This is a genomic window from Halorhabdus utahensis DSM 12940 (assembly GCF_000023945.1).
Classification (GTDB): domain Archaea; phylum Halobacteriota; class Halobacteria; order Halobacteriales; family Haloarculaceae; genus Halorhabdus; species Halorhabdus utahensis.
In genome coordinates this window covers 1,250,418-1,271,691 of the sequence record NC_013158.1, presented here as the reverse complement: position 1 = coordinate 1,271,691, position 21,274 = coordinate 1,250,418, and the positions used below count along the sequence as shown (strand labels likewise).

Annotated in this window: 15 protein-coding genes and 2 tRNA genes; 3 read left to right on the top strand and 14 right to left on the bottom strand. The window is 64.5% G+C overall.

All coding sequences use genetic code 11. The annotated features are described in order from the left end of the window. Positions 1-125: 125 nt before the first annotated feature. Together pspAB and HUTA_RS15420 are read right to left on the bottom strand one after the other, a co-directional pair. The gene (gene pspAB, locus HUTA_RS06320) at positions 126-758 is read right to left on the bottom strand and encodes a PspA-associated protein PspAB (protein WP_015789046.1); all 633 of its coding nucleotides are present in this window, start codon (positions 756-758) and stop codon (positions 126-128) included. A 2,023-nt stretch (positions 759-2,781) separates the two neighbouring features. Further along, positions 2,782-2,917, bottom strand: a tRNA-Met gene (locus HUTA_RS15420). 151 nt (positions 2,918-3,068) lie between these two features. On the opposite strand from HUTA_RS15420, the gene HUTA_RS06310 reads away from it, so the two are divergent. Continuing rightward, on the top strand, positions 3,069-4,301 hold the full coding sequence (locus HUTA_RS06310; protein WP_143920338.1) for a DUF7115 domain-containing protein: 1,233 nt from the start codon (positions 3,069-3,071) through the stop codon (positions 4,299-4,301). Between the two features lie 26 nt (positions 4,302-4,327). Here the strand turns inward: HUTA_RS06310 and HUTA_RS06305 are convergent, their stop codons facing one another. Further along, positions 4,328-4,693 carry a DUF5830 family protein gene (locus tag HUTA_RS06305; RefSeq protein ID WP_015789043.1) on the bottom strand — a complete coding sequence of 122 codons (366 nt, stop codon included), beginning with the start codon at positions 4,691-4,693 and terminating at the stop codon, positions 4,328-4,330. Between the two features lie 435 nt (positions 4,694-5,128). On the opposite strand from HUTA_RS06305, the gene HUTA_RS06300 reads away from it, so the two are divergent. Next, positions 5,129-5,809 (top strand): TVP38/TMEM64 family protein, encoded by a 681-nt coding sequence (locus HUTA_RS06300; protein WP_015789042.1) that lies wholly within the window; start codon positions 5,129-5,131, stop codon positions 5,807-5,809. A gap of 32 nt (positions 5,810-5,841) precedes the next feature. On the opposite strand, the gene HUTA_RS16040 is transcribed toward HUTA_RS06300, so the two are convergent. The 11 genes from HUTA_RS16040 to trpD all read right to left on the bottom strand — a co-directional run bounded on the left by HUTA_RS16040 (position 5,842) and on the right by trpD (position 20,643). After that, positions 5,842-5,961: an HVO_2523 family zinc finger protein gene (locus HUTA_RS16040; RefSeq protein ID WP_015789041.1), complete on the bottom strand. Its 120-nt coding sequence runs from the start codon at positions 5,959-5,961 to the stop codon at positions 5,842-5,844. A 94-nt stretch (positions 5,962-6,055) separates the two neighbouring features. After that, entirely contained in the window at positions 6,056-9,175 is a 3,120-nt protein-coding gene (locus HUTA_RS06295; RefSeq protein ID WP_015789040.1) for an adenosylcobalamin-dependent ribonucleoside-diphosphate reductase, read from the bottom strand. A gap of 392 nt (positions 9,176-9,567) precedes the next feature. Next, complete coding sequence (locus HUTA_RS06290; RefSeq protein WP_015789039.1) at positions 9,568-10,161, bottom strand: hypothetical protein; 594 nt, start codon at positions 10,159-10,161, stop codon at positions 9,568-9,570. Then, positions 10,148-13,735, bottom strand: coding sequence for a metallophosphoesterase (locus HUTA_RS06285; protein WP_015789038.1), 3,588 nt, complete (start codon positions 13,733-13,735; stop codon positions 10,148-10,150). Before HUTA_RS06285 ends, HUTA_RS06290 begins: the two co-directional genes overlap by 14 nt. Positions 13,736-13,883: 148 nt before the next feature. Further along, a complete protein-coding gene (locus tag HUTA_RS06280; protein WP_015789037.1) occupies positions 13,884-15,053 on the bottom strand; it encodes a hypothetical protein in 1,170 nt (389 codons plus the stop codon). 142 nt (positions 15,054-15,195) lie between these two features. After that, on the bottom strand, positions 15,196-15,963 hold the full coding sequence (locus HUTA_RS06275; protein WP_015789036.1) for a cytochrome c biogenesis protein CcdA: 768 nt from the start codon (positions 15,961-15,963) through the stop codon (positions 15,196-15,198). Then, positions 15,960-16,616 carry a TlpA family protein disulfide reductase gene (locus tag HUTA_RS06270; RefSeq protein ID WP_015789035.1) on the bottom strand — a complete coding sequence of 219 codons (657 nt, stop codon included), beginning with the start codon at positions 16,614-16,616 and terminating at the stop codon, positions 15,960-15,962. Before HUTA_RS06270 ends, HUTA_RS06275 begins: the two co-directional genes overlap by 4 nt. A 118-nt stretch (positions 16,617-16,734) precedes the next feature. Further along, a complete protein-coding gene (gene trpG / locus HUTA_RS06265; RefSeq protein WP_015789034.1) occupies positions 16,735-17,358 on the bottom strand; it encodes an anthranilate synthase component II in 624 nt (207 codons plus the stop codon). Next, positions 17,355-19,001, bottom strand: a complete 1,647-nt coding sequence (gene trpE / locus HUTA_RS06260; protein WP_015789033.1) for an anthranilate synthase component I — start codon at positions 18,999-19,001, stop codon at positions 17,355-17,357. The genes trpG and trpE overlap by 4 nt, the downstream gene beginning before the upstream one ends. Continuing rightward, positions 18,998-19,636 (bottom strand): phosphoribosylanthranilate isomerase, encoded by a 639-nt coding sequence (locus HUTA_RS06255; protein ID WP_015789032.1) that lies wholly within the window; start codon positions 19,634-19,636, stop codon positions 18,998-19,000. Before HUTA_RS06255 ends, trpE begins: the two co-directional genes overlap by 4 nt. Continuing rightward, the gene (gene trpD / locus HUTA_RS06250) at positions 19,633-20,643 is read right to left on the bottom strand and encodes an anthranilate phosphoribosyltransferase (RefSeq protein ID WP_015789031.1); all 1,011 of its coding nucleotides are present in this window, start codon (positions 20,641-20,643) and stop codon (positions 19,633-19,635) included. Before trpD ends, HUTA_RS06255 begins: the two co-directional genes overlap by 4 nt. A 125-nt stretch (positions 20,644-20,768) precedes the next feature. Here trpD and HUTA_RS06245 point away from each other — a divergent pair. Then, positions 20,769-20,851 (top strand) — tRNA-Leu (locus HUTA_RS06245). The last annotated feature ends 423 nt before the right edge of the window (positions 20,852-21,274 follow it).

The following is a 21,274-nucleotide window of genomic DNA, read 5'->3' as shown; positions in this document are numbered from 1 at the left end:
AGTAACGACGTTGCTGCGCATATACCTGTTGGTAGATTGAACGACTGCTGTCCGGTCCAATCGCGTGTTCTCTGTGATTGCTACCACAGTAGTGCCAGTATCGGTCTCAGATCCACACTGCCGAGTCACTCCCAGGGGTGGCCCTCGTCCTCGGGCCAGAGGGGATACCAGTAGGCCTCGTCGTCCTCAAGGTCGAGTTCGCCGTCGAGCACGCTCTGGAGTTTGAACTCCGCGGTGGCGTCGCGCTCACGCTCGCCGGGTTTGGGCGCGAAGGGGTAGTACGACCCGCGACGGAAGGAGTAGACCCAGTAGACGTACCGGTCGCTGTCGTCCCAGGCGGTCGAATCCTCGGGATCGCGAAAGGCGAAGACAGCCGCGAGCAGCCGCGAGCCGTAGCCGTTCTCGACGAGCGTGTCCGCGGCGAAGTGGACGCTCGTGACGAGATCCTCGACGTCGTCGTCCTCGAGGACGACCCAGGTGTAGCCGTGGGCGTCCTCGACGAACTCCGCGGTGGTGCCCGTCTCGATCTCGCCGGCGGCCAGGATCTGCCTGACTTCCGAGATCGCGTCCTGGAAGTCCGTGCTGTCGACGTCGGAGAAACACAGCGCCGCCTCGCCCGCCGGCTCGTAGCCCAGGTCGGCCGCCATCGTGACGTAGGCGGTGCTCATCCCGAAGAGGTCCTCGGGATCGGCGTCCCGGGTCGCGTCGGCCTCGGCTTTCAGTCCCAGCGCGGACTTGATCCCATCGAGCAGTCCCATTAGCGAATTCTACGAACGGGCACCGTGGTAGCCTCTTCGGTCGGTGGGCGGCCGCTGCTCTCGTCTGCTGTCCAACACTCGTCCCAATCGTCGGGGTTACGCTGTGCTCGCGACCGGTTGCCACGCTGCAGACCGGACGCACGGCGGGTCCGTGATGACCGCCCGGCAGTCCCAAACCCGACCCCTCGATCACTGTTGTCCGTTCATGAGCGATTAGACTCTCGGAAATTCCGTTTTCAACCTCCGCAAGAGCCAGCCAGAATTGCGTCTCAGCGCCTGTATCGCCATACGACAGTTCGGCCCGAAAACGATCGGACCCGTTTATATACGTCACTGCCAATGACTGGCCTGGGCCGGGACGTTCCCCGTCACCGGCCAGGATAGGTCTCGACATACTCGGGACTCCATCCCCATGGTGTCTCGGACGAGTTCGCCCCCCCGAACTCTCCCACCACCAATTGTTTTCTGCCAGGCTCCCCCCGCCTGGCATACCCCCCATTTTGAATCTTCTCTGAACTCGTCTTTGGATACGCTTCCCTCTCTTGATCCACCACTGTCAGCGAACCGTCTGTTGGTACCTCTCCTCTTTGGAAAGTCGAATCCTGAACCTGTTTCGGTTGATATTCCAAGATGACAACCTTTATTCGGGATTCAGTTGTCCAACCCTCTAGAATGGGGAACTATTGCCCGAAATGTGGCGCAGCGGCATCGGGTTCCGGGATCGACTTCACCTGTGAGGAGTGTGGCTTCGAGTGGATCATTCGCGGGGGGTAGCCATCCCCGCGAGCAGGGCTTGGACGGTCTCACAACGCCACTCTCTTCTCGAACCCTGTACCGTTGAGCGATTCTGAAACTCTTCTCGGGTCTTTCGGTATGACTCACGCTTTCGACCACCTGGGCCGCGACGTCTTTCTCCCTGTCGCCGGCCCTGGGTGACCCTCGATCGCTGTCGAGTTGCCATCCCATCGCGGTGCATCGACCGAGTTCACCCCCATGGACTCGTCCACTATCAATTGTCGGTGGCCGGGCCCCCACCCCGGCACTATCCAAATCCGGGCACATCCTTTCGACAGTGGTGGACGTGATACTAGATCGGGCAGTTGCGGAATGTACCAAATCAATCAGTAACTAATCAAGTAAATAAATATATATTAGTGCTAACTAAAATTGGAGAGATGCCTTTATTAATCATCGTCTAAAATTGGTGGTATGTCCTGGCTACCAGCCCTCGTTTTGTTTGGGAGTAGCGTGTTTCCGGTTGGGTATTATCTGAGTTCTCCCGACCGGGACCATGTCGGTCGAACTGGCACGATCAGTGTCCTCATCCCAGTAATCGGATTATTCGTCGGGATTGGTCTGTTGGTCGGGAGCCTCGGCTCGCTCATTTCGAATCCGCTACAGTTAGGTGTGACTGTACTGGGTGTGGTCGAAGTCTTGGTCGTGGTTGGATTCCTCGTTCCGAGAGTGATTGGCGCAACGATCGGGGAGTTTATCGTCAATTCCCTTTTCTAGCATTCTCGTCAGGTCGGTTTTACAGGGTTCTCCGCCCGCCACCGGCACACTCTGGAGTTGCCACTCAACAGAGTGAGTGGCGCGTTGAGAAGTGCCCGGGGAGGGCTGCCGAACGACGGGAAATCAAGATTTCCCCCCTCGCGCCTCTCACGGGTCGCTTCGCTCACGGGTCACTTCGCTCCCCGCTCGCAAACGAGGCGCTCGCGTTCGCTCACGCCTCGCTCTCCCCGTTCGAGTAAACGTGACCTCGTTACACTCGGTCACGCACTCGCTGGCGCTCGTGCAGAACCTTGCAGGGTTCGTCGCCCACCGCCGATCAACCTTGGAGCTGTGGCTCGCCGACGCGAGCCACGGATAAGTAGTGCCCGGGGAGGGCTGCCGAACGACGGGAAATCAGAGATTTCCCTCCCTCGCGCTCACTGGCGCTCGCGCGAGACCTTCCAGGGTTCGGAGCCCGCCACCGGCACACTCTGGAGTTGCCACTCAACAGAGTGAGTGGCGCGTTGAGAAGTGCCCGGGGAGGGCTCCGAACCCTCGATCTCCGCATGACCCAGGTCCGGGGTGACGAACCCCGTGGCCATGCCGATGGCGCACACAGTGAAACGACCCTATGAGTGCGGCGCTATGTCCAGCTAAGCCACCCGGGCTCACTCCGAGATTGCGTGAGGGTCTTCTTTAAGCTTCTCATCTGTCCGCCGGACGGCCGGGCCCCGTGGGGATATCGAGCCCCTCGTTCAGTGGACGCCGTCATCCAGGGCCACCCGCGGATTTATGCCACCGGACCGGTACACCTTGGATATGGAGATTCCAGACCTCGTCCACGAGGAGCTGGGGGGCGAAGAGATACGATCCGGGGTCGCGATCGGTGACGAGGAAGTCGTCTGTGCGACGGCGACGCGGACGCTTATCTATCGACCAGACGGACTTCTGAGCGACGAACGCGTCGAGACATTTCCGCACGAAGTCGATCAGCTGGTTCTCTCGGAAGGACGCCGCAAAACCACGTTCAAACTCACGTACGTCGACGGGACCCGATCGTTTTCGGTCCCTGCCAGGCATAGCCGGGAGGTCCTGACGCTCTTGCTCGAAGGGATTCTGGGCGTCGACGGCGTCCTCGACGAGGACGAATCAGTCGTCGGCGCGTTCCGCTTCAGCGAGTTGACGCTGGTCATCGCCGAGAACCGTCTCGTCAGGCATATCGGCGAGACCGTCTGGGACGAGGACTTTACCCAGTACGAATACGCCGACCTCACGGGGCTTGACTTCCAGGAAGGCAGTGTCGCCACGGAAATCGCCATCTCGATCGACGGCCGACCGCAGCGGATCAAGACGCCGCGGGAGGACGCCAGGCTCGTCGAGGAGACGATCAAGAAGGCCGTTTTCGAGTTCTACGACGTGGCCACGATGGCTGAACTCCAGCAAGTCGTCGAACCGACCGAGGAGGATGCGCCGGCCACCGACGAACCGGACGATCTAACGCTCGGTTCGAACATCGATCCGCTCGTCTCTGGGACCGAGGGCGACCAGCCGAGCCCTGCCGAGGGCGACCAGCCGAACATTGCTGAAGATGACCAGTCGAGGATTGCTGAGAACGAGCCGGAACCGGCGGCCAATTCGACGACTGAACCGGAGCCGGGGCCTGCCAACACCCGCACACCCGCAGCTGACAGAGAGCCGAAGCGGTCCCAGCCCGGTTCCGATGCTGGCGATCACGAGTCCCGGGAATCGACTGCCGATACGCCGGTGAACGAGCACCGTGAGGCGGTCGAGACAACCGATGAGTTTGCCTCCACGGGATCAGCACCCACTGAAACCCCGACTGCCGACCAACCGACTGCTGAGCAATCGACTGCCGACCAACCGACTCGGGGTTCTCTGGCGTCGAACGCGGACGTGGCCACCGCAGACGAAGTCGAGGCGTTGCGCGAGCAGGTTTCGGAGCTTTCCGCGGCCGTCGAGCGACAGAACAAGCTGCTGAAAAAGCAACATCGGGCGATCAAGCACCTCCTCGAGAACCGCTCAGCGGAGTGACGGCCGTTCGACGGAGCCCCTTTCGCTCAGTCTCTGCCGGTGACTTTTCGGATGCACGAGGACCCGAAGGGCCCCAGCTCGCGGTCGTCCTCGAACCGGATGAAATGGCCCGTCGAGAGCCCCGCGCCACAGCGCTGACACGAAAAGTCCCCATCGCGAGTCACGACCTGGCTCTCGAAGGAGACGTACTGTCCAGTCGTGGGGCGGACGAGTCCCGCCTCGCGTTCGATGATCCCCCGGCGTTCGGCGGTATCGAGAATCTCACGCGTCAGGTGTGGATCGGTCGTGACCGTCTCGATCCGGTCGACCGCCTCGGCCATCGACAGTTCGGCGTCCTCGAAGTTCGCGAGCAGCGTCACGCCGAGTTCCACCGGGTCGTTCGTCTCGTCCACACCGCTCGTTCGTGCTCCGCCGCCAAGAATCGTTGGCCTTCGTTGGCGATGTCTCTAGTTGGGCCTGTGTCGAACGGAATAGATTACCAGTGCAAATCGGGTTGAACGTACGCCGAGCGAAGCAAGACGTTTCACCGCCGGACCCGTCGAAGACGGCGGAGGCGGCCGTTTTCACCACCGGGAGCGCAAGCTTTCCCGAGCCCACACTCACTGCGTTCGCGTGGACCATGTTTTTGCCGGGAGCGGGTTGTGGGGCGACGGCCCGCAACCGAATGCCGTGGCGACGGAGACGGCATTGCCGTCTCCGATCGAGGCGGTGAAGCCGCCTCGCAGTCGCCACGCGGTGCCCGCAGCGAACGAAGTGAGCGAGGACACCCGACGACGAAAAAGATGGGACCACAAGAGGTTTGCCGACTCCCGCGCCTTTCTCTGGTAATGGAACCGGCAGTGAGACGCCAACTCGGCGCGATCGCGCTCGTCGCTCTCGCCACTGCCGGCGTCGCGGTGTTCGGCTCGCTCGACGCCCTGCGCTCGGTCGTCGAGACGGCTGTCGGGTCGCCACTCGCATTCGCTGCCGTGCTGCTTGCCGTTTACGCTGTCCGGCCGCTGGTGCTGTGGCCTGTCTCGCTGGTGTCGATCCTCGTCGGGTATGGTCTCGGCATCCCGCTTGGCGTCCCTGTTGGCCTTCTCGGGGCCGTCTGTACCTCGCTGCCGGCGTATCTGCTCGCCCGTCACGCCCCGCGTGAGCGCGGTCTCTTCGGCCGACTCCACGACCGCGGTAGCCACGTCGTCGAGACCACCGGCGCGTTCCGCGGCGTGGCGGCTGCACGACTTCTCCCCCTGCCAGCGGACGTGATCTCGTATGGGGCCGGCCTCTCCTCGGTCCCGACGCGAGCGTTCGTCGCCGGGACGCTCGTGGGTCAGCTTCCATGGGTGCTCGCGGGTGTCGTCGCCGGCAGTTCGATGCGGACGCTCGCCGTCGAGGGGAGCGCCGGCGGCCTTCCCCTGGTCGTCGGGGCTGCTGCGGTCGGTGTGCTCGTTCTTGCCAGTCCCGTGATCCGTCACATCGTCGACTACGACCGACTGCCCTCCATGGGATCGTCCGGCTCGCAGTGATCGATTCCATCCTCTTCGCCGGCTGTTTCTCCTCAGTAGAAGGTGTCCGCACAGTCGTAGACGACGCCGTGGCTTGGACAGACGTACTTGCAGTGGCGTTCGAACAGCGGGCGACCACAGCGTGGACAGGGCCGGCCACCGGACTCTTCCATGTGTATTCCTGGCAAGCGGACTGCTTGATAGTTCGGAAGGCGGAAAAACGAACGTGAACGATCGCTGTAGCGAACGAGTCAGCTCAGTCGGCGCTCAACACTCCGACCAGCCACAGGACTCACAGGTCTTGCAGCCTTCGGAGTAATACAGCGACATCGACCCACACTCGGGACATTCGGGACTCTCGCCGTTCTCGATGAGTTCCTGCTGGTCACCACTCGGCTCGGTCGGCTCAACCGATTCACTCGGCGCAGTCGTCGCGCCGCCGTCAGTCGAGTGGCCCATGGCTTCCGGATCCTCTTCGTCGGCGGTCTCTTCGAGCGTCTGCTGTTGTGGATAGGCCCGCTCGATGTCGCCATCGAGGTATCGGCGCATCGCCGTGCCGATGGCGTCCGGGATCGACTGGATCTGTTCGCCCTTGTCCCAGGCGACCTTCGGTGAGCGGATACCCTGGAGTTCGCCGGCGATCTCGTTGGGATCGACGCCGGCCCGGAGTGCGGCCGAGACGGTCTTGGCGAGGGCCTCGGTGAACGACGCCGTGAAGCCGCCGGAGTTGCCGATGTTGGCGAACAGCTCGAAGGGCCGTTCGGCTTCGGGATCCTCGTTGATGTTGACGTAGACCTTCCCGTAGCCGGTGTCGATACGCTGGGTCACGCCATGGAGGACGTCAGGCCGCGGGCGCTTTTTGGCGTAGTCGGCGTATTCGCCGTCGGCTTCGCCGAGGAGCGTTTCGATTTCACCGTCGAGGGCTGCCCTGACGTCCTCGTCATCGAGGAAGGCCTCGATCCCGCCGAAGACGGCCTCGATCTGGGCGATGACCTCCTCGGTGTCCATGTCGGCGAAGTCGGTGTTCTCCGCCCTGGTGGTCAGCACCTGCTTGCTCCGGGTGCCGTCCCGGTAATAGGTGACGCCTTTGCCGCCGTGTTCGTAGATGTACTCGAAGACATCTTTGGCGTCCTCGATCGTGGAGTCGTTGGGCGCGTTGACCGTCTTCGAGATGGCGCTGTCCACGCCGTCCTGGAGCGTACACTGGATCGAGGCGTGCTGCTTGGGCGAGAGGTCGCCCGTCGTGACGAACAGTTCGCCGATGGCGTCGGGCACCGTCGAGAGCCCCTCGACGCCGTCGAACTCGTTTGTCGCCATCTGTTCCTGGGCCTCCTCCTTGACGGTCTCGACGTCGATGCCGTTCTCCTCCAGCACGCGGAGGAAGTAGTCGTCGAACTCCACGAGCATCTCGTCGCCCTGGACGTCGTCGGAGACGTTCTTGTAGTAGGCGACGTTGTAGACGGGCTCACAGCCACCCGTCGTGTTCCCGACCATGCTGGTCGTGCCGGTCGGAGCGATGGTCGTCGTGTTGTGGTTGCGGATCGGGAAGCCCTCGGCCCAGTCGTCGGCGTCCTCGCCGACGTAGTGTTCGAACCACTCGCGGTACTCGGTCGGGTCGGCGTATTTGGAGTCCTCCCAGTCGTTGAAGACGCCCCGCTCCTCGGCGAGTTCGTGGCTCGCCCACTTGGAGTCGTGGTTGATCTTCTGCATGAGGTGGCCGGCGATCGCGTCGCCCTCGTCGCTGCCGTACTTGACGCCGAGCTGGATGAACAGTTGGGCCAGTCCCATGATCCCCAGCCCGATCTTGCGCATGTCCCGGACTTTCTCCTCGATCTTCTCGACCGGGAAGTCCGACATCGTGACGACGTTCTCGAGGAACCGGGTCGCCATCTCGATGCGGTATTCGAGTTCCTCGACGTCGATGGCTTCGTCGAGATACGCCTCGACCGCCGCCTCGAAGTCGTCATAGTCGTCGGCGTGGCGTTCGGACCAGACCCGCCAGTCCGGGGCCCCCTCGGCGGCCAGCGTCGAGAGGTTGATGTGGCCGAGGTTGCAGGCCTCGTACTCCTCCAAGGGTTGTTCACCACACGGGTTTGTTGCAAGGATTCTATGGTCTGAATTTTCTTCCACGTCGAAGGAATGTTCCTTGTTGGCGCGTTCGAGATAGATCACGCCGGGTTCGCCGTTCTCGTGAGCGCCCTCGACGATGTCGTCCCAGAGCTCGCTGGCTGGAATCGACAGTTCCTCGCCGACCTCGACGTACTCGCCGAGGCCGAACATGTCGTACAGTTCCTTGGTTTCGGCGGTGACGATGTGGGGATCGCCCGTCCGGGGATTGGTGAACGTGAACTCCTCGTCGTTCTGGAGGGCGTCCATGAACTCGTCGGTGATGCCCACCGAGATGTTGAAGTTCGAGAGGTGGCCCTCGACGGCGTTGCGGAGGTGTTCGGGAACCCGCCCGTCGTCGTCGATCAATTCGCGGGCTTCCTCCAAGGCGTCCGAGAAGGACGTGTGGGTGAAATCGTCGGGATCGTTCAGCCGCAAGGTCCGCGCCAGGGAGACGTCCTTGTTCTTGGCGTGGATGAACTGGATGACGTCCGGATGGGAGACCCGCATGACGCCCATCTGGGCACCCCGCCGGGCACCGCCCTGGGCGATCGTCTCGCACATCTGATCGAACGTCCGCATGAACGTTATCGGACCGGAAGCGATTCCTCCCGTCGATCCGACAGCATCTCCATAGGGCCGTAATCGCCAGAAGGCGTACCCCATTCCGCCGCCGCTCTGGAAAACCTGTGCGGCTTCTTTCGCTGTTTGATGAATGTCATCGATGTCGTCCTCGGGACTGTCGACGAAACACGCAGAGAGCTGCTGAAGTTCGTCGCCGGCGTTCATCAGCGTCGGCGAGTTCGGCATAAAGGAGAGATTCTCCATCAGGTCCTGGAACTCCGTGGCGGTCTCCTCGACGTGCTCGCGGACGTCCGCGGGGAGTTCGGGGACGACAGTCTCGTAGGCGAACTTGTTGACGTTATAGACCGAGAGGGTCGTCTCGGCGTCGTCGCCAATGGATGTCCCTTTCCCGAAGACTTCCTCGGCGAGCTCGTCCCGACGGGGATGGTCGGGTTTGAGCTGGTCGGGCGTGACGGTGATCTCGACGTCCTGATTTCGCGCTTCGTAGACGGCTTCGGCCAGCGCGATGTTCTTCCCGACGCGTTCGAAGAGATCCTCCTGTTGCTCGACGAGTTCGCCGTCGGCGTCTTTCCGAAGGTACCGTGCCGGCAGAATGTTGTGGTAGGCGTTGTCGGTCAGCCGGTCGGCGAGGGTGTCGCCCTCGATACGCTTGATCGGCAGCGTGACCTCGTCGACGGCGAGTTCGGCGTCGCTCACTGTTCGGCCCCCCACGACGCGGATGTCGATCCGGTACTCCGTCCCCTTGTTTTCGCTCTCGTTTGTATCATATATGGTGGAAGTCCTGTTAGCCTGGATGCCTCATAACGCTTTGGCTTGCGCGATTGTTTGCGATCCGAACCTCTGTCATAATCCGTATGTTTCGTGTCAAAGCCCGAGGCTCAAAGGGCTGGCTCACACGCTCACAGCCAACGAGATGGGGATACATAAGCGTTCGTAGACCGGAGTGAAAGTGAACGAAAGCATCCCAACCCCCTTCCCCTGTGGCAGGACGGACTCGAAAGCAGGGGGTCTTCGCTACGTCGCCGGACTGGAGTTCGTGGCAACCCCCCCACGAGGATTGACAGTCCCGGTCGACGTATCTGGGGAGGTCACCGCTCGCGTTGCCCGGCGACGCGAAGTGCGGGATCCCGACGCGCTCGATCCAGGACCGCGCTTGCCCCGTCGTCGCCGTCACGGATCGCCGTCCGGTAGCCAGCCAGGAGGTGATCGAGCACGTCGCGGTTATCGTCGTGGCGGATGCGATCGTCGTACCCGACGACGGCCTCGGCGAGACCGCCCTCCAGAAACGCCGCACCGACCGACTGCGCTCGTTCGCCGTCGCCGCCCTCGGCAGCGCCATCGGAATTCTTCTGACTCCCCTCGCTCCCCGCACGCTTCCCTTCGAACGTGCTACAGCAGGCACTCAGGACGAGCCGGTGTGGCTCCCCCCCGACACTGGCGACGGCAGCGGCGTCGATCCGACCCAACCCGGACCAGGCACCGGGCTCGCCGTGGCCGAAGTAGACCACCAGGTCGCGCGGGGCTGTGAGGGCGTCGAGGACGTCCTCTGGGTACCAGGTATCCGGATAGCCCTCCGTGACCGAACACCCGGCCGCCCGCAGCCGGTCGGCCCACGCCCGGAGCGGGTCGACGTACCGGGGATGGTAAAACCCCAGCAGCAGGACCGATTCAGAACGTCCCATTCGACACCAGCCGGTCGGGGTCGCCCGCACCGAAGGACCCGTCGTCGGTCGGATCGTCCAGCGCGATGACGTACTCGCGCTGGTGACCGCCACTCCCGTCCGGCGTGAAGCCGTTGAGCGTCACGTTCGCTTCGGTGATCTCGACCGTCCAGACGCAGTCCTCCCACCAGCCTGCGGTCCCGCTGTTGACGTAGAACCGGCTGGAATCGGTCCCGTCCTGCATGACCTTCGGGCCGTGGGTATGACCGATGATCATGCTCGCATCCAGTTCGCGGATCGTCTCGACGACGGCGCTTTCCTCGAACATCGCACCGTCCTCGATCGAGGGGGATTTGACGCTGTTCTCCACCATCGGTCGCCACTCGCCGGGATCGTAGTACGGCGCGATAGCGTGGACCGGAATCTCGAGGTCGAACACCTCGATGGTCTCGCCCTCCAGGCTGGCGTCCTCGCCGAAGACGTCTTCGAGGGTGTTGCTGATCGCGTCGATCGACTCGGCGACGAAGTTGCTGGAGAACTTCCCGAAGTCGTTGTTCGGGTCGCAGTTCCAGGGATCGAACTGGTGGCCGTGAGTGATGAGCACGTCCTCGCCGTCGAACTGCGTGGTGACGTAGTCGTAGACTTCCAGATCCGGGAAGCCGTGGTCCTCGTAGGCGTTGACGACGTGGGGATCGTTGTAACTCGCGTCGTGGTTCCCGCGGACCTTGACGAACCGTCGTGGTGACTCGAACTTGTAGAAGTCCTCGGAGACGGTCTCGTGCACCGTGGGGTGGGTGGCGACGATCTCGTCGACCTTGTCGGCGGGTTCGCTCGACGTGAGGTCGTTGTCGACCCAGAACTCCTCGCTGTCGCCGTTGAACACGACCGTCCAGTCGTAGCCCGCCGACTCCTCGCTGGCGTACTCGGTCAGCACGGACTCGACGAGGTCGGCGTTCTCGTGGAAATGGCCCAGACCGGCGTCGATGTCGTCCTGGTCCTCCATGTGGAGGTCGCTGAAGACGACGATCCCGCGGTCGTCGCTCGGCGGCGAGAGTTCGCGGATCTCGACGCGCTGTTCGCACTCGAACGTCCGCAGATCGTCCGGCCAGTGTTTGTAGGTCGTCTGGTCGGGATTGACGAGCGACCCCAGCACGACGTAGGCGACCACAAGGAAGGGGAGACTCACCGATGCCAGTGCGACGACCAGCCCGAGTTTGGCTGCCGAGACCAGCGGGACGATCACCTTGTCACGCACGAAGTCGAAGGCGTTTTCGACCCCCTTCGCGAACCAGTCGGCCAGTTGTTCGAGCACGGGGCCGCCGAGGCCGGCCGCCCACTCGATCAGGTCCAGCAGCGAGTCGAGTGCGGCCTCGACGACCTCCATCACCCAGCCGAAGACGTCGAAGGCTCGGTCGGCGGCCCACAGCACGACCTCGAAGGCCGTGACGCCGATCTTCAGCAGGCCGTCGAGCAACTGTTTGAACGTCTCCGCGCCGAGTGACACCAGCGCGCCGAGCATGTCGGCCAGCGCGACGCCGATCGACTCCAGTGCACGGTAGAGCCGGCCCAGCACCTGCTGGCCGGCGTCGGTGATTGCGGTGAAGAACTCCTCGAGGCTGGTTCCGATGTCGCGCAACGCGTCGATGGCTGTCGAGAAGACGTTGCCCGGATCGGTCAACAGCGCGACGAGGATCTCGCCGAGGCCGACCCCGATCGCGAGCAGCGCGCTGAAGCCCGTCCGCATGATGTCGGCAGTCCGCCGGGCCGCCCAGGCGACGAGTTCGCCCAGCGCGACACCGACGTCCATCAGCGTCTCGAAGACGACTTCGAGTGCGTCCCCGACGCGGCCGACCGTGTCTACCACCCAGTCGAGGATGTACCAGATCGACCGCCCGAGGTCCCGGAGGTGGCGGACGAACTCGCCGAGGATGTCCAGTCCCATGTCCAGCCCCGCCGCGAGCACGTCCCGGATGCGTGCGCCGACTCGCAGGAGGGTGTCGATGCCCGCCTCGAGGAAGTTCCGGGCCCGATCCCACAGCGCGTCCAGCACGTCGAGGACCGCCCCGCCGGCGTCGAGGATGCCGTCGAAGGCCGCTCGGGCCGCCAGTTCGCCCCAGTCGGCGACCCGCTCGACCAGCCTGGTGAGTCCCCGACCGAGTTCGACGACGGCCTGACCGAGTTCGGCGAGCGCCTCGCTGGTGAGTTCACCGATGGCGTCGAGGGTGTCGACGACGGCATCGAGCGCGGCGGCCCCGGCTTCCCTGGCCCACGCGATCAGGTCGGCGACCGACTCGCCGGCCGCCGCCAGGGCCTCCATGACCTCGCCGAGCGCCCACTCGCCCAGATCGAGTGCCGCCGCGAAGAGGTCCTCAGCACGATCGACGATCTCGCCGAGCAGCGAGACGGCGTCTTCGAAGAACTGGCTGGCCTCCTGGTGGAGGTGGGCGATGAGGTCCCCCAGCGCGAGACCCCCTTCGAGCAAGCCCTGCAGGACGGACCTCGCTGTCGAGCGGATGCTGTTTGCGGCCTTCCGAACCTGATCGAGCACGGCTGAGAGCCCGTCTTCGACGGCGTTTTTCGCGAGTTCGAACGCCTCGTCGACGAAATCGCCGAGGATGTCGATGATGTCCTCGGCGAGGGCCGGGAGTTCGTCTTTGATGGTATTGATGATGTAGTTGGCCCGGGACTCAGCGTAGGTCACCATGGCGACGAGCGCTCGGGAGACGACCCGGAGCACGTCGACCGACGCTTTCCCTGCCGCGACCACGAGGTCCGAGATCGCGGTCCCGGCCTGTCGGAGCGCCCGAGCGACGCTCCGGAGGAATGACTCGCCGATGTCGATCGCCTCCCGGAGGATGGCACCCAGTGACTTCCCGGCCGAGATGATCGCCTTGACGATCTTCTTGATCGTCGCGTAGGCCTCCTGGGCGAGTCCCGAGATGATGTCCGCAACCGTCTTGCCGGCGTCGAGCAGGGACTCGACGATCGAGTTGACTCGACGCTGGGCGTAGTCGACGACGTCGCTGACGACCTCGGCGAAGGATTTGCCGGCCTCGACGACCGAGTCGACGACCGTCTTGACCGCTTCGGCGACGGTCTTGCCCGCGTCCTTGATCGTGTCCCAGGCGTCGCTGAACCAGCCGTCGTATTCGAGGTCGACGTTCCCACGGCGCTTCTCGCGTCGATAGCCCGGGCCGATGGCCGACAGCCACTCGGCGATCGGACGGGTGTCGCCACCGGCCTCGAAGAAGTCCTTGAACACCTGCGTCGCGTCCTCGACCGTGAGCAGACCCGCACTGGTCACTAAAGCGTCCTCCCGACGGGTCTCACGGAACGCTGCGACAACGTCCCGGCGGATCTGGTCGTCGCCGCAGGCACAGGCGTCCTTGAGGAGTCGCTGGCCCACCCGGGAAGCCGATTTGGTCCGCATGAGGCCTTCGAGTACCTCCCGCCCCTCCGCCCGGTCGCGCTTCATGCTCACTTCGACCGCGTCGAAGTAGTGGTCCTCGCTGAGTTCGGTCCGGCGGAGTTTCCTGGCGACAGTCTCCCGGCTCACCCCCGGCAGATCGGCGGCGACGTCGAAGTCGTGAGTCATCGCGACGCACCTCCGACGGAAGCCCTGTCACGGTGCTGTTCAGTCGACGCGACCGAGTACTGGTCGGCCGATACGATCGAGTGGTGTTCAGCCGATGCGATCGAACAAGCGCGGGAGTGGGTCTGGATCATGATGTGGCGTGTGTCGATCATTCGATGAGGGTGCGCTGGACGGCGTCGTCGCTGTTCGGATCGGCGTTCTCGCCCTCCCAGTCGACATCGCCGGGGACGGCGTTGTGGTGGAACCGTTCCGGATCGTCGAACTGCAGCAGGCGGGCGGTGGCGTCGATGTCGGCCCGGCCCGCACTGCGGTGAGCGAGGATCGAGGCGTCGATCACGTCCGTCCAGGAGAGGTCGGGGTCGTTGCGGATCGCGGACTCGGTGTCATCGGGGATGAAGTCGGTGATCGTCTGGAGGAAATCCGGCGGGACGAGCTGTTTCATCCCGCGCTCCCAGTTCTTGTAGAACAGCAGGAACGCCGCGTCGAGGGTTCCGTTGTCCGCCGTGATCGATTCGATCGACGCGTCGAGTTCCAGAAAGTGCATCCCCTCGGCGTGGTCGGCCAGCTCGCCAACGGCCGCGATGAGCGCCGGGTCCCCGGTTTTCGTCAGATCGACCTGCAGTTCGGTAAAGCCGAGCGCGTTCTCGACGCTATCGCCCGTCCAGCGGTCCGGATCGGTGATCGACGCCCGGGCGAGGCCGTCGGCCTTGTGATCGGGTTCCTGTGACCGATCCCAGGTGTAGTCCGAGCCAGCGCTGACCGTCGACCCCGAGCGAACGGTCGAGTCGTCACCCGCCACCACGAGGTAGCGCACGTCGACCCCGTAGTCGACCCCGTCCTCGCGACATTCGGGCGTCCCACAGTCACCCTGAAAGGTGACCTCGACAGGAACGTCGAGAGACGTCCCGTCGGCCGACTCGGTCGGCTCGCCGACCGACAGGTGGAGTTTCTGGAGCTTGTCGGCGTCACTTGCGGCGGCGATGTCGAAGCCGTTCAGCACCACTTCGATCGTGTCCCGGCCCTGGAGTTCGCTCTCCAGGTCGATCGTCAGTGTCCGGGAGACGGTGTGTGAGACGTTCTCGTCACCGGTGACCTCGAACGGTTCAGTCACCGACTGAAAGGCCACGTCCGGGTCTTCGATCAGCGTGTAGAGGTCACAGAACTGGGCCGTGTCCGGACCCGTGCCCGACGCCGCGGCGTGGACGCACTCCCAGTCCCCGCCGGTCCACGCGAGGTAACTCGCGAGTCGATTCAGCCGGTGGTTGTATCGCCAGGCGTGGTGAAACCCCCGCCAGACGAGGCCTGCCTCCGGAACCATACCCCTCACCTGAAATGGACAATAAGTAATTGTTGGGGTGTCGGCAAGTCACACACTCCCATACTAAAGAACGCCCAGGAAACCGAAGCGGAGCCTGCCAAATGTACACTGTGAGGGCCGGCTTCGGTGAGACAACGGGCACTCAGGGGCGGAGGTCGCCGAGGGGGCCAAAGATGACATCGTAGCCCGCACTGATCAGGTCGTCGGCACCCTCGATCCCGACCATCGCGAGGACGTCGAAGACGACCAGCAGGTAGTAGATCGACACGAGGAGCATGATCGTGCCCGCAACGCGGTTGATCGCCGTCCGGTGACGGGCAAGCCAGCGGGTGGCCCGCTGACCGAGACTTTCCGACACCACCGCCAGGGCCAGCAACGGTGCGCCCAGACCGAGGCCGAACGAGAGAAAGCCAAGCAGTGACGCCAGTGCCGAATCGAAGAGGATCGGCACGCGGGCGAAAAACAGCGCGATGAATCCGGGGTTACAGGGCAGGACGATCGCGCCGAACAGAAAGCCATAGCCGAAGGCGGTCGCACTCGGATACTGGGTCTGTGGGGGTTCGACCGCCGGGATCCGACCGAAAACCTCCGCGTCGGCGATGAGGGCCATCGAAATTGCCAGCACGAACACGAAAGCAATTGGCGAGGCGACTTCGACGACCGCTGTCAGCGAGATTTCGAGCACGAACGAGAACAGCAGGCCCGCAAGCCCCATGAACGAGACGGCCCCGGCGAGGACGAGCACGCCGAGCAGCCAGACTGGTACCGTCCAGCCGGCCTCCTCACCGCGAGCGCTCTGGTCGGCCAGATAGGCCAGAAAGCCGGGGTACAGCGGTAGGGCGCAGGCGGCAGTCAGCGGGGTCCCGAGGCCGATGAGAAACACTTCGAGCAAGGCGGCGTGCGTACTCATTCGCAGGAGTCGAGCGCCGAGAGGAGATCATCCGTCGACTTGTGCCCGTCAGGTAACCGGGTTGTTTCGCCACCGGGGCAGATGCGGACCATTGGCACCTGCGGCGGGACGGTGATCGACCGCCCGAATTCGCCGATCAGCGATTGCGTGATTGCCGGTGGCGAGACTGCGTACCGCCAGTCGAAATCGTTTTCTTCCGCGTGATCGGCGACTGCACTCCGGTCCTCGTTGGGGTCGACGTTCAGCGCGACCGTTGTGACGTCGTCGGGTGCCTGCTCGTGGAACGTTTGCAGTTCGACCTGCTGGCGCTGACAGTTCGAACACCAGATGGCGAACGTCTCCAGCAGGACCGGGCCGTCGGCGTTCAGCTCCGCAATGGAAAACCTCTCGCCCGTTCGGGCGTCGGTCAGCTGCTCAGTGTACCACACCGGCTCGGTGTCGTTCGAACCGGCCGTGGTCTTCGCAGCCATGGTCTCCGCGGCCGTCGTCCGGGGATCCGCGGTCGGCTCCCCGGTATCCGCTTCGGTAGTCGAGGCTGTCTGATCGGTGTCTCCGTCTGCCGGCGAGTCCGTCCCGTCGCTCGCACACCCGGCGAGTGAGACAGCGGCGGTCCCGGCAGCCGCCAGAAGGGCACGTCGCGAGGGTGGTTGCATAGCCGGAACGGGGGGAGATCCATACTTAAACCCGCGGCGGGTGTGTGTCGAGCGCGAACGCCCGCTCGTCCGGCGACATCGCCCCTCGCCGCGATCAGCCTTCGACCGCAGCAGCCGGTTAGACACTCACGAGGAAGTTCCGGATCACGTCGTGGCCGACGGCTGTCAGCACCGATTCGGGGTGGAACTGGACGGCTTCGATTGGATGCTCGCGGTGGCGGATTCCCATGACGAGGTCGGCGTCGTCGGTTTCCGTGGTCGCGGTCACCTCGAAGCAATCGGGGACATCGCCCGCGACCAGCGAGTGGTACCGCCCACCCTGGAATCCCTGGTCGAGCCCCGCAAAGACGCCCTTGCCGTCGTGGGAAATCGAGGCTGCTTTCCCGTGGATCGGCTCGGGTGCGTGGCCGACCGTGCCGCCGTATTCGTAGACCGCCGCTTCGAGGCCCAGACAGACGCCCAGCGTCGGCACGTCCGGACTGATCTCCCGGAGGACGTCGGTCGATACCCCGACGTCGCGGTCGTTTCTCGGATGGCCCGGCCCCGGGCTGATGACGATGGCGTCCGGGTCGGCTGCCCGAACGTCCGACAGCGAGGCCGTGTTCTTCACGACAGTCGTGTTGGCGTATTCCGACGTGTACTCCACCAGGTTGTACGTGAACGAGTCGAAGTTATCCACGAACAGCACCTCGAGGTCGTCGGTGGGTGTCTCGGTCGCGTTCGCGCTGGTTGACTCGCTCATTGTGACACCTCCTCGACTGGGGTCTCAGCGTCCTCGTCCGGCGACTCGATCCGTTCGAGCGCGTCGATCACGCCGCCCATCTTCTGTTCGGTCTCCTCGTACTCGCTGGCCGGGTCGGAATCAGCGACGATCCCCGCCCCGGCCTGGACGGTGATCCGGTCCTGCGTTCGCTTCTCGCCACTTCCGTCGACGGCATCGATCCCGTGTTCGACCGCCGCCGACCGGATGACGATCGCGAAGTCGGCGTCGCCGTTCCAGGAGAAATAGCCCACGCCGCCGCCGTAGATCCCGCGTGGATCCGCTTCGAGGTCGTCGATGATCTCCATCGCCCGGATCTTCGGCGCACCTGAGAGCGTCCCGGCCGGGAAGGCCGCCCGCGTCGCGTCGAAGCCGTCGCTATTCTCGGCGAGCGTCCCCGTCACGGTCGATTCGATGTGCTGGACGTGGCTGTACTTCAGGACGTTCATGAACTCCTCGACGCGGACGCTGCCGGGCTCGGCCACACGGCGGACGTCGTTGCGTGCCAGATCGACCAGCATCGTGTGCTCGGCCCGCTCTTTCTCGTCGGCGAGCATCTCGCCCGCCAGCCGACGGTCCTCGACAGGGCTGTTTCCGCGCGTGGATGTCCCTGCGATGGGGTTCGATGTAATCAGGTCGCCGCCGACCGAGACGAGTGTCTCCGGGCTCGCGCCGACGATCGTGCGGTCGTCGTACCCCAGCAGATACATGTACGGCGAGGGGTTGATCGAGCGCAGCGAGTCGTACAGCGCGAGCGGGTCGACATCGCCGTAGAGTTCTCGCTTCCGGGAGATGACGCCCTGGTAGATGTCGCCGTCGAGGACGTGCTCCTTGGCGCGCTCGACCGCCTGCTCGTACTCGTCCTGTGGGCCGGCGTCCTCGTGCACCCGGTGGAATCCGCCGGTCTCGGGATCCCCCGCGTCGGCAAGCAGCGACTCGACGCGCTCGACCGCCGCAAGCAACTCGTCGTATCGCGCGCCTGCGTCCTCCTCGGGCCGAACGACCGGCGTGAACACCAGCGAGACCGTGTCCTCGGCGTGGTCGAACACCAGCGTCTTCGTCGCGAGCGCGAACTGGGCATCCGGGAACCGCGAGTCCGGCCGATCGATGCCGACTTCGTCGAGCCAGAGGTCGTAGACGGCCTCGTAGGCCAGAAACCCGACGAGCCCGCCAGAGAGCGTCTGGCGGTCGTGGGCCGGAAAGCCGCGGCGCTCGACGTCGGGCAGGACGGCCCGCAGGTCGTCGAGGACGTCCCCGCCGTTGGTTTCGAGCATGTCGGCGTACCGGTCGTCGAGGATATCCAGATCCGTCCCGTCAGATTCGACAGTCGCGACCGCGACGGGATCGTAGCCGACGAACGAATACCGGGCGTGGCGGTCGTCAGTCGAGGGCGCGAACGCGCCGTTGGGATCGCTGGAGGCGACCTTCTCGGCACTTTCGAGAAGGAACGCGTACTCGTCGGCGTTGGCGTTCTCGGAGTCACTCTCGCGACCGGTCACCGCCGCGTAGGCCGCGAGCGGATCCACGTCGGCGTCGAGTTCAACGGCGACCCGGATCACGCCCGGTTCGTCGGCGTCGGCCAGGTCCACGAACGCATCGTGGGAGAGCGACGGCTCGCCCGTCATGCCACCACCCGCGGTTCCCCAGCCCGATCGACGAACTGTTCGACGGCGTCGTGATCCTTGACCCCACCGTCGCGCTCGACACCGCTGGCGGTATCGACACCGAAGGGCCGGACGGTCTCGACGGCCTCAGCGACGTTCTCGGGCGTGAGTCCGCCGGCCAGCAGGATCGGGACGTCGAGGCGTTCGACGATTTCTGCCGTTCGGTCCCAGTCGTGGGTTTGACCAGTCCCGCCGCCGCCGGCTTCGTCCAGCGAGTCCACGACGAGTCCGTCGGCCGCGTCGGCGTAGGCGTCTAGTTCGGCGTCGTGGTCGAGTGCGACCAGGATCGGCTGGGAAATTTCCGCTGTGAGTGCTTCGACTTCCTCGGGATCGAGCGTTCCGTGTACCTGGACGGCGTCCGGCTGGGTTTCCGCGACGAGTTCCCGGGCCTCCTCGACTGTCTCGGGCATCGTCACGAGGACACCTGAGACGAGCGGCGGCACGGCGTCGAGCAGGTCGGCGGCGCGCTCAGGGGCGACTTCCCGGGGCGTTTCGACTGGAACGCCGCTGATCACGCCGACGGCGTCCGCGCCGGCGGCGACGCTCGCCCGCACGTCCGCCTCGCGGGTGTGCCCACAGACCTTCACGCGCGTCATGCGACCACACCGCGGAGGCCGGCGAGTTTCTCGCCCGCCGCGCCCGAGTCGATCGCCTGGCGGGCGACCTCGACGCCGTCCTCGAGAGAGTCGGCCTCGCCCGCGACGTAGATCGCCGCGCCGGCGTTCGCGAGGATGATGTCCCGTTTCGCGCCGTTGGCCTCGCCGCGGACGATCCCGCGGAGGGCCTCGGCGTTCTCCTCAGGTGTCCCGCCCGCCACATCGGCGATGTCGTGGCGGTCGAGCCCCAGGTCACTCGGAGAGAGGGTATACTCCTCGACGGAGTCGCCCTGCACTTCGGCGACGGTCGTCTCGTCGTGGATGGCGATCTCGTCGAGGCCGCTGCCGTGGACGACCAGGGCGTGTTCGACGGGCATGTGCGCGAGCGAGCGCGCGATGAGGGGGACCAGATCGGGGTCGTAGACGCCCAGCACCTGCGCGTCAGCGCCGGCGGGGTTCGTGAGCGGGCCGAGGACGTTGAAGATCGTCCGCATGCCGAGTTCCTTGCGCGGGCCGATGACGGCCTTCATCGCCGGGTGGAAGACGGGCGCGAGCATGAACCCGATGCCCTCGTCCTCGATGGCGTCCTCGACAGCCGGCGGTTCGGCGTCGACCGTGACGCCGACCTCCTCCAGCACGTCGGCGCTGCCCGAGGAGGAGGAGACCGAATAGTTGCCGTGCTTGGCGATCGGGACGCCCGCGCCCGCGGCGACGATGGCGCTCGTCGTCGAGACGTTGATCGTGTCGTAGTCGTCCCCGCCCGTCCCGCAGGTGTCGACCAGCGGGTCGCGATCGGGTTTGATCGTCCGGGCGGCCTCGCGCATCCCCTGGGCGAAGCCCGCGATCTCGGCCTCGGTCTCGCCTTTCGCCCGGAGTGCGCTCAGGAGCGCGCCGATCTGGGCCTCCGTCGCGTCCTCGAAGACCGCACTCGATGCTTCTTTGGCCTGTTCGACCGTCAGATCCTCGCCCTCGGTGACGCGTTCGATGTGTGTCTGTAGTGTGGACATTGTTGTACGTATTCGGATTGTAGTGTACAAATCCGTACAACGACTTAAGCGTATCGGGACCGGTGTGGTCGGTCGTCGGTCGGTACCGAAACCGATTTTCCGCTGTCGGGCTGAGGGGTTGATGCGCGAGGGTGGCTGAGCGGCCAAAGGCGGCGGGCTTAAGACCCGCTCCCGAAGGGGTCCAGGGGTTCGAATCCCCTCCCTCGCATAGCGAGACGTGAGCGAAGCGAACGTCTCGATTATTGCGAACGGCGAGCGAAGCGAACCGTGAGTAGCGCGGTCGAACGGACGTGAGGAGCGATGCGAGCGCGATTCGAATCAGAGAGCGGGAGGTGAGCGAGTGCAGCGAGCGAACGGGAGCGACCGTGGTTCGAATCCCCGTCCTCGTATGAAATCGGCCCGAACAGACGTGAGGGCCGTGTGAATCAAACGGAGGGGTTCGAAGCCTATCAGTCGCAGCGGCCGAACGAAGTGAGGCCGACCGTCTGATTTCGGTTCGAATTCCGATCGATGCGGGGCGTCGATCGACGTTCGCAAACGCTTCGCGTTTGCTCACTCCCCTCCCTCGCATGGCGAGACGTGAGCGAAGCGAACGTCTCGATTTTCGCGAGCGGTGAACGTAGTGAGCCGT

Bases quoted from the DNA above. Each gene is read 5' to 3' on its own strand.
- pspAB (WP_015789046.1), bottom strand. From the start codon at position 758: ATGGGACTGCTCGATGGGATCAAGTCCGCGCTGGGACTGAAAGCCGAG.
- HUTA_RS06310 (WP_143920338.1), top strand. From the start codon at position 3,069: ATGGAGATTCCAGACCTCGTCCACGAGGAGCTGGGGGGCGAAGAGATA.
- HUTA_RS06300 (WP_015789042.1), top strand. From the start codon at position 5,129: ATGGAACCGGCAGTGAGACGCCAACTCGGCGCGATCGCGCTCGTCGCT.
- HUTA_RS16040 (WP_015789041.1), bottom strand. From the start codon at position 5,961: ATGGAAGAGTCCGGTGGCCGGCCCTGTCCACGCTGTGGTCGCCCGCTG.
- HUTA_RS06290 (WP_015789039.1), bottom strand. From the start codon at position 10,161: ATGGGACGTTCTGAATCGGTCCTGCTGCTGGGGTTTTACCATCCCCGG.
- HUTA_RS06285 (WP_015789038.1), bottom strand. From the start codon at position 13,735: ATGACTCACGACTTCGACGTCGCCGCCGATCTGCCGGGGGTGAGCCGG.
- HUTA_RS06280 (WP_015789037.1), bottom strand. From the start codon at position 15,053: ATGGTTCCGGAGGCAGGCCTCGTCTGGCGGGGGTTTCACCACGCCTGG.
- HUTA_RS06275 (WP_015789036.1), bottom strand. From the start codon at position 15,963: ATGAGTACGCACGCCGCCTTGCTCGAAGTGTTTCTCATCGGCCTCGGG.
- HUTA_RS06270 (WP_015789035.1), bottom strand. From the start codon at position 16,616: ATGCAACCACCCTCGCGACGTGCCCTTCTGGCGGCTGCCGGGACCGCC.
- trpG (WP_015789034.1), bottom strand. From the start codon at position 17,358: ATGAGCGAGTCAACCAGCGCGAACGCGACCGAGACACCCACCGACGAC.
- trpE (WP_015789033.1), bottom strand. From the start codon at position 19,001: ATGACGGGCGAGCCGTCGCTCTCCCACGATGCGTTCGTGGACCTGGCC.
- HUTA_RS06255 (WP_015789032.1), bottom strand. From the start codon at position 19,636: ATGACGCGCGTGAAGGTCTGTGGGCACACCCGCGAGGCGGACGTGCGG.
- trpD (WP_015789031.1), bottom strand. From the start codon at position 20,643: ATGTCCACACTACAGACACACATCGAACGCGTCACCGAGGGCGAGGAT.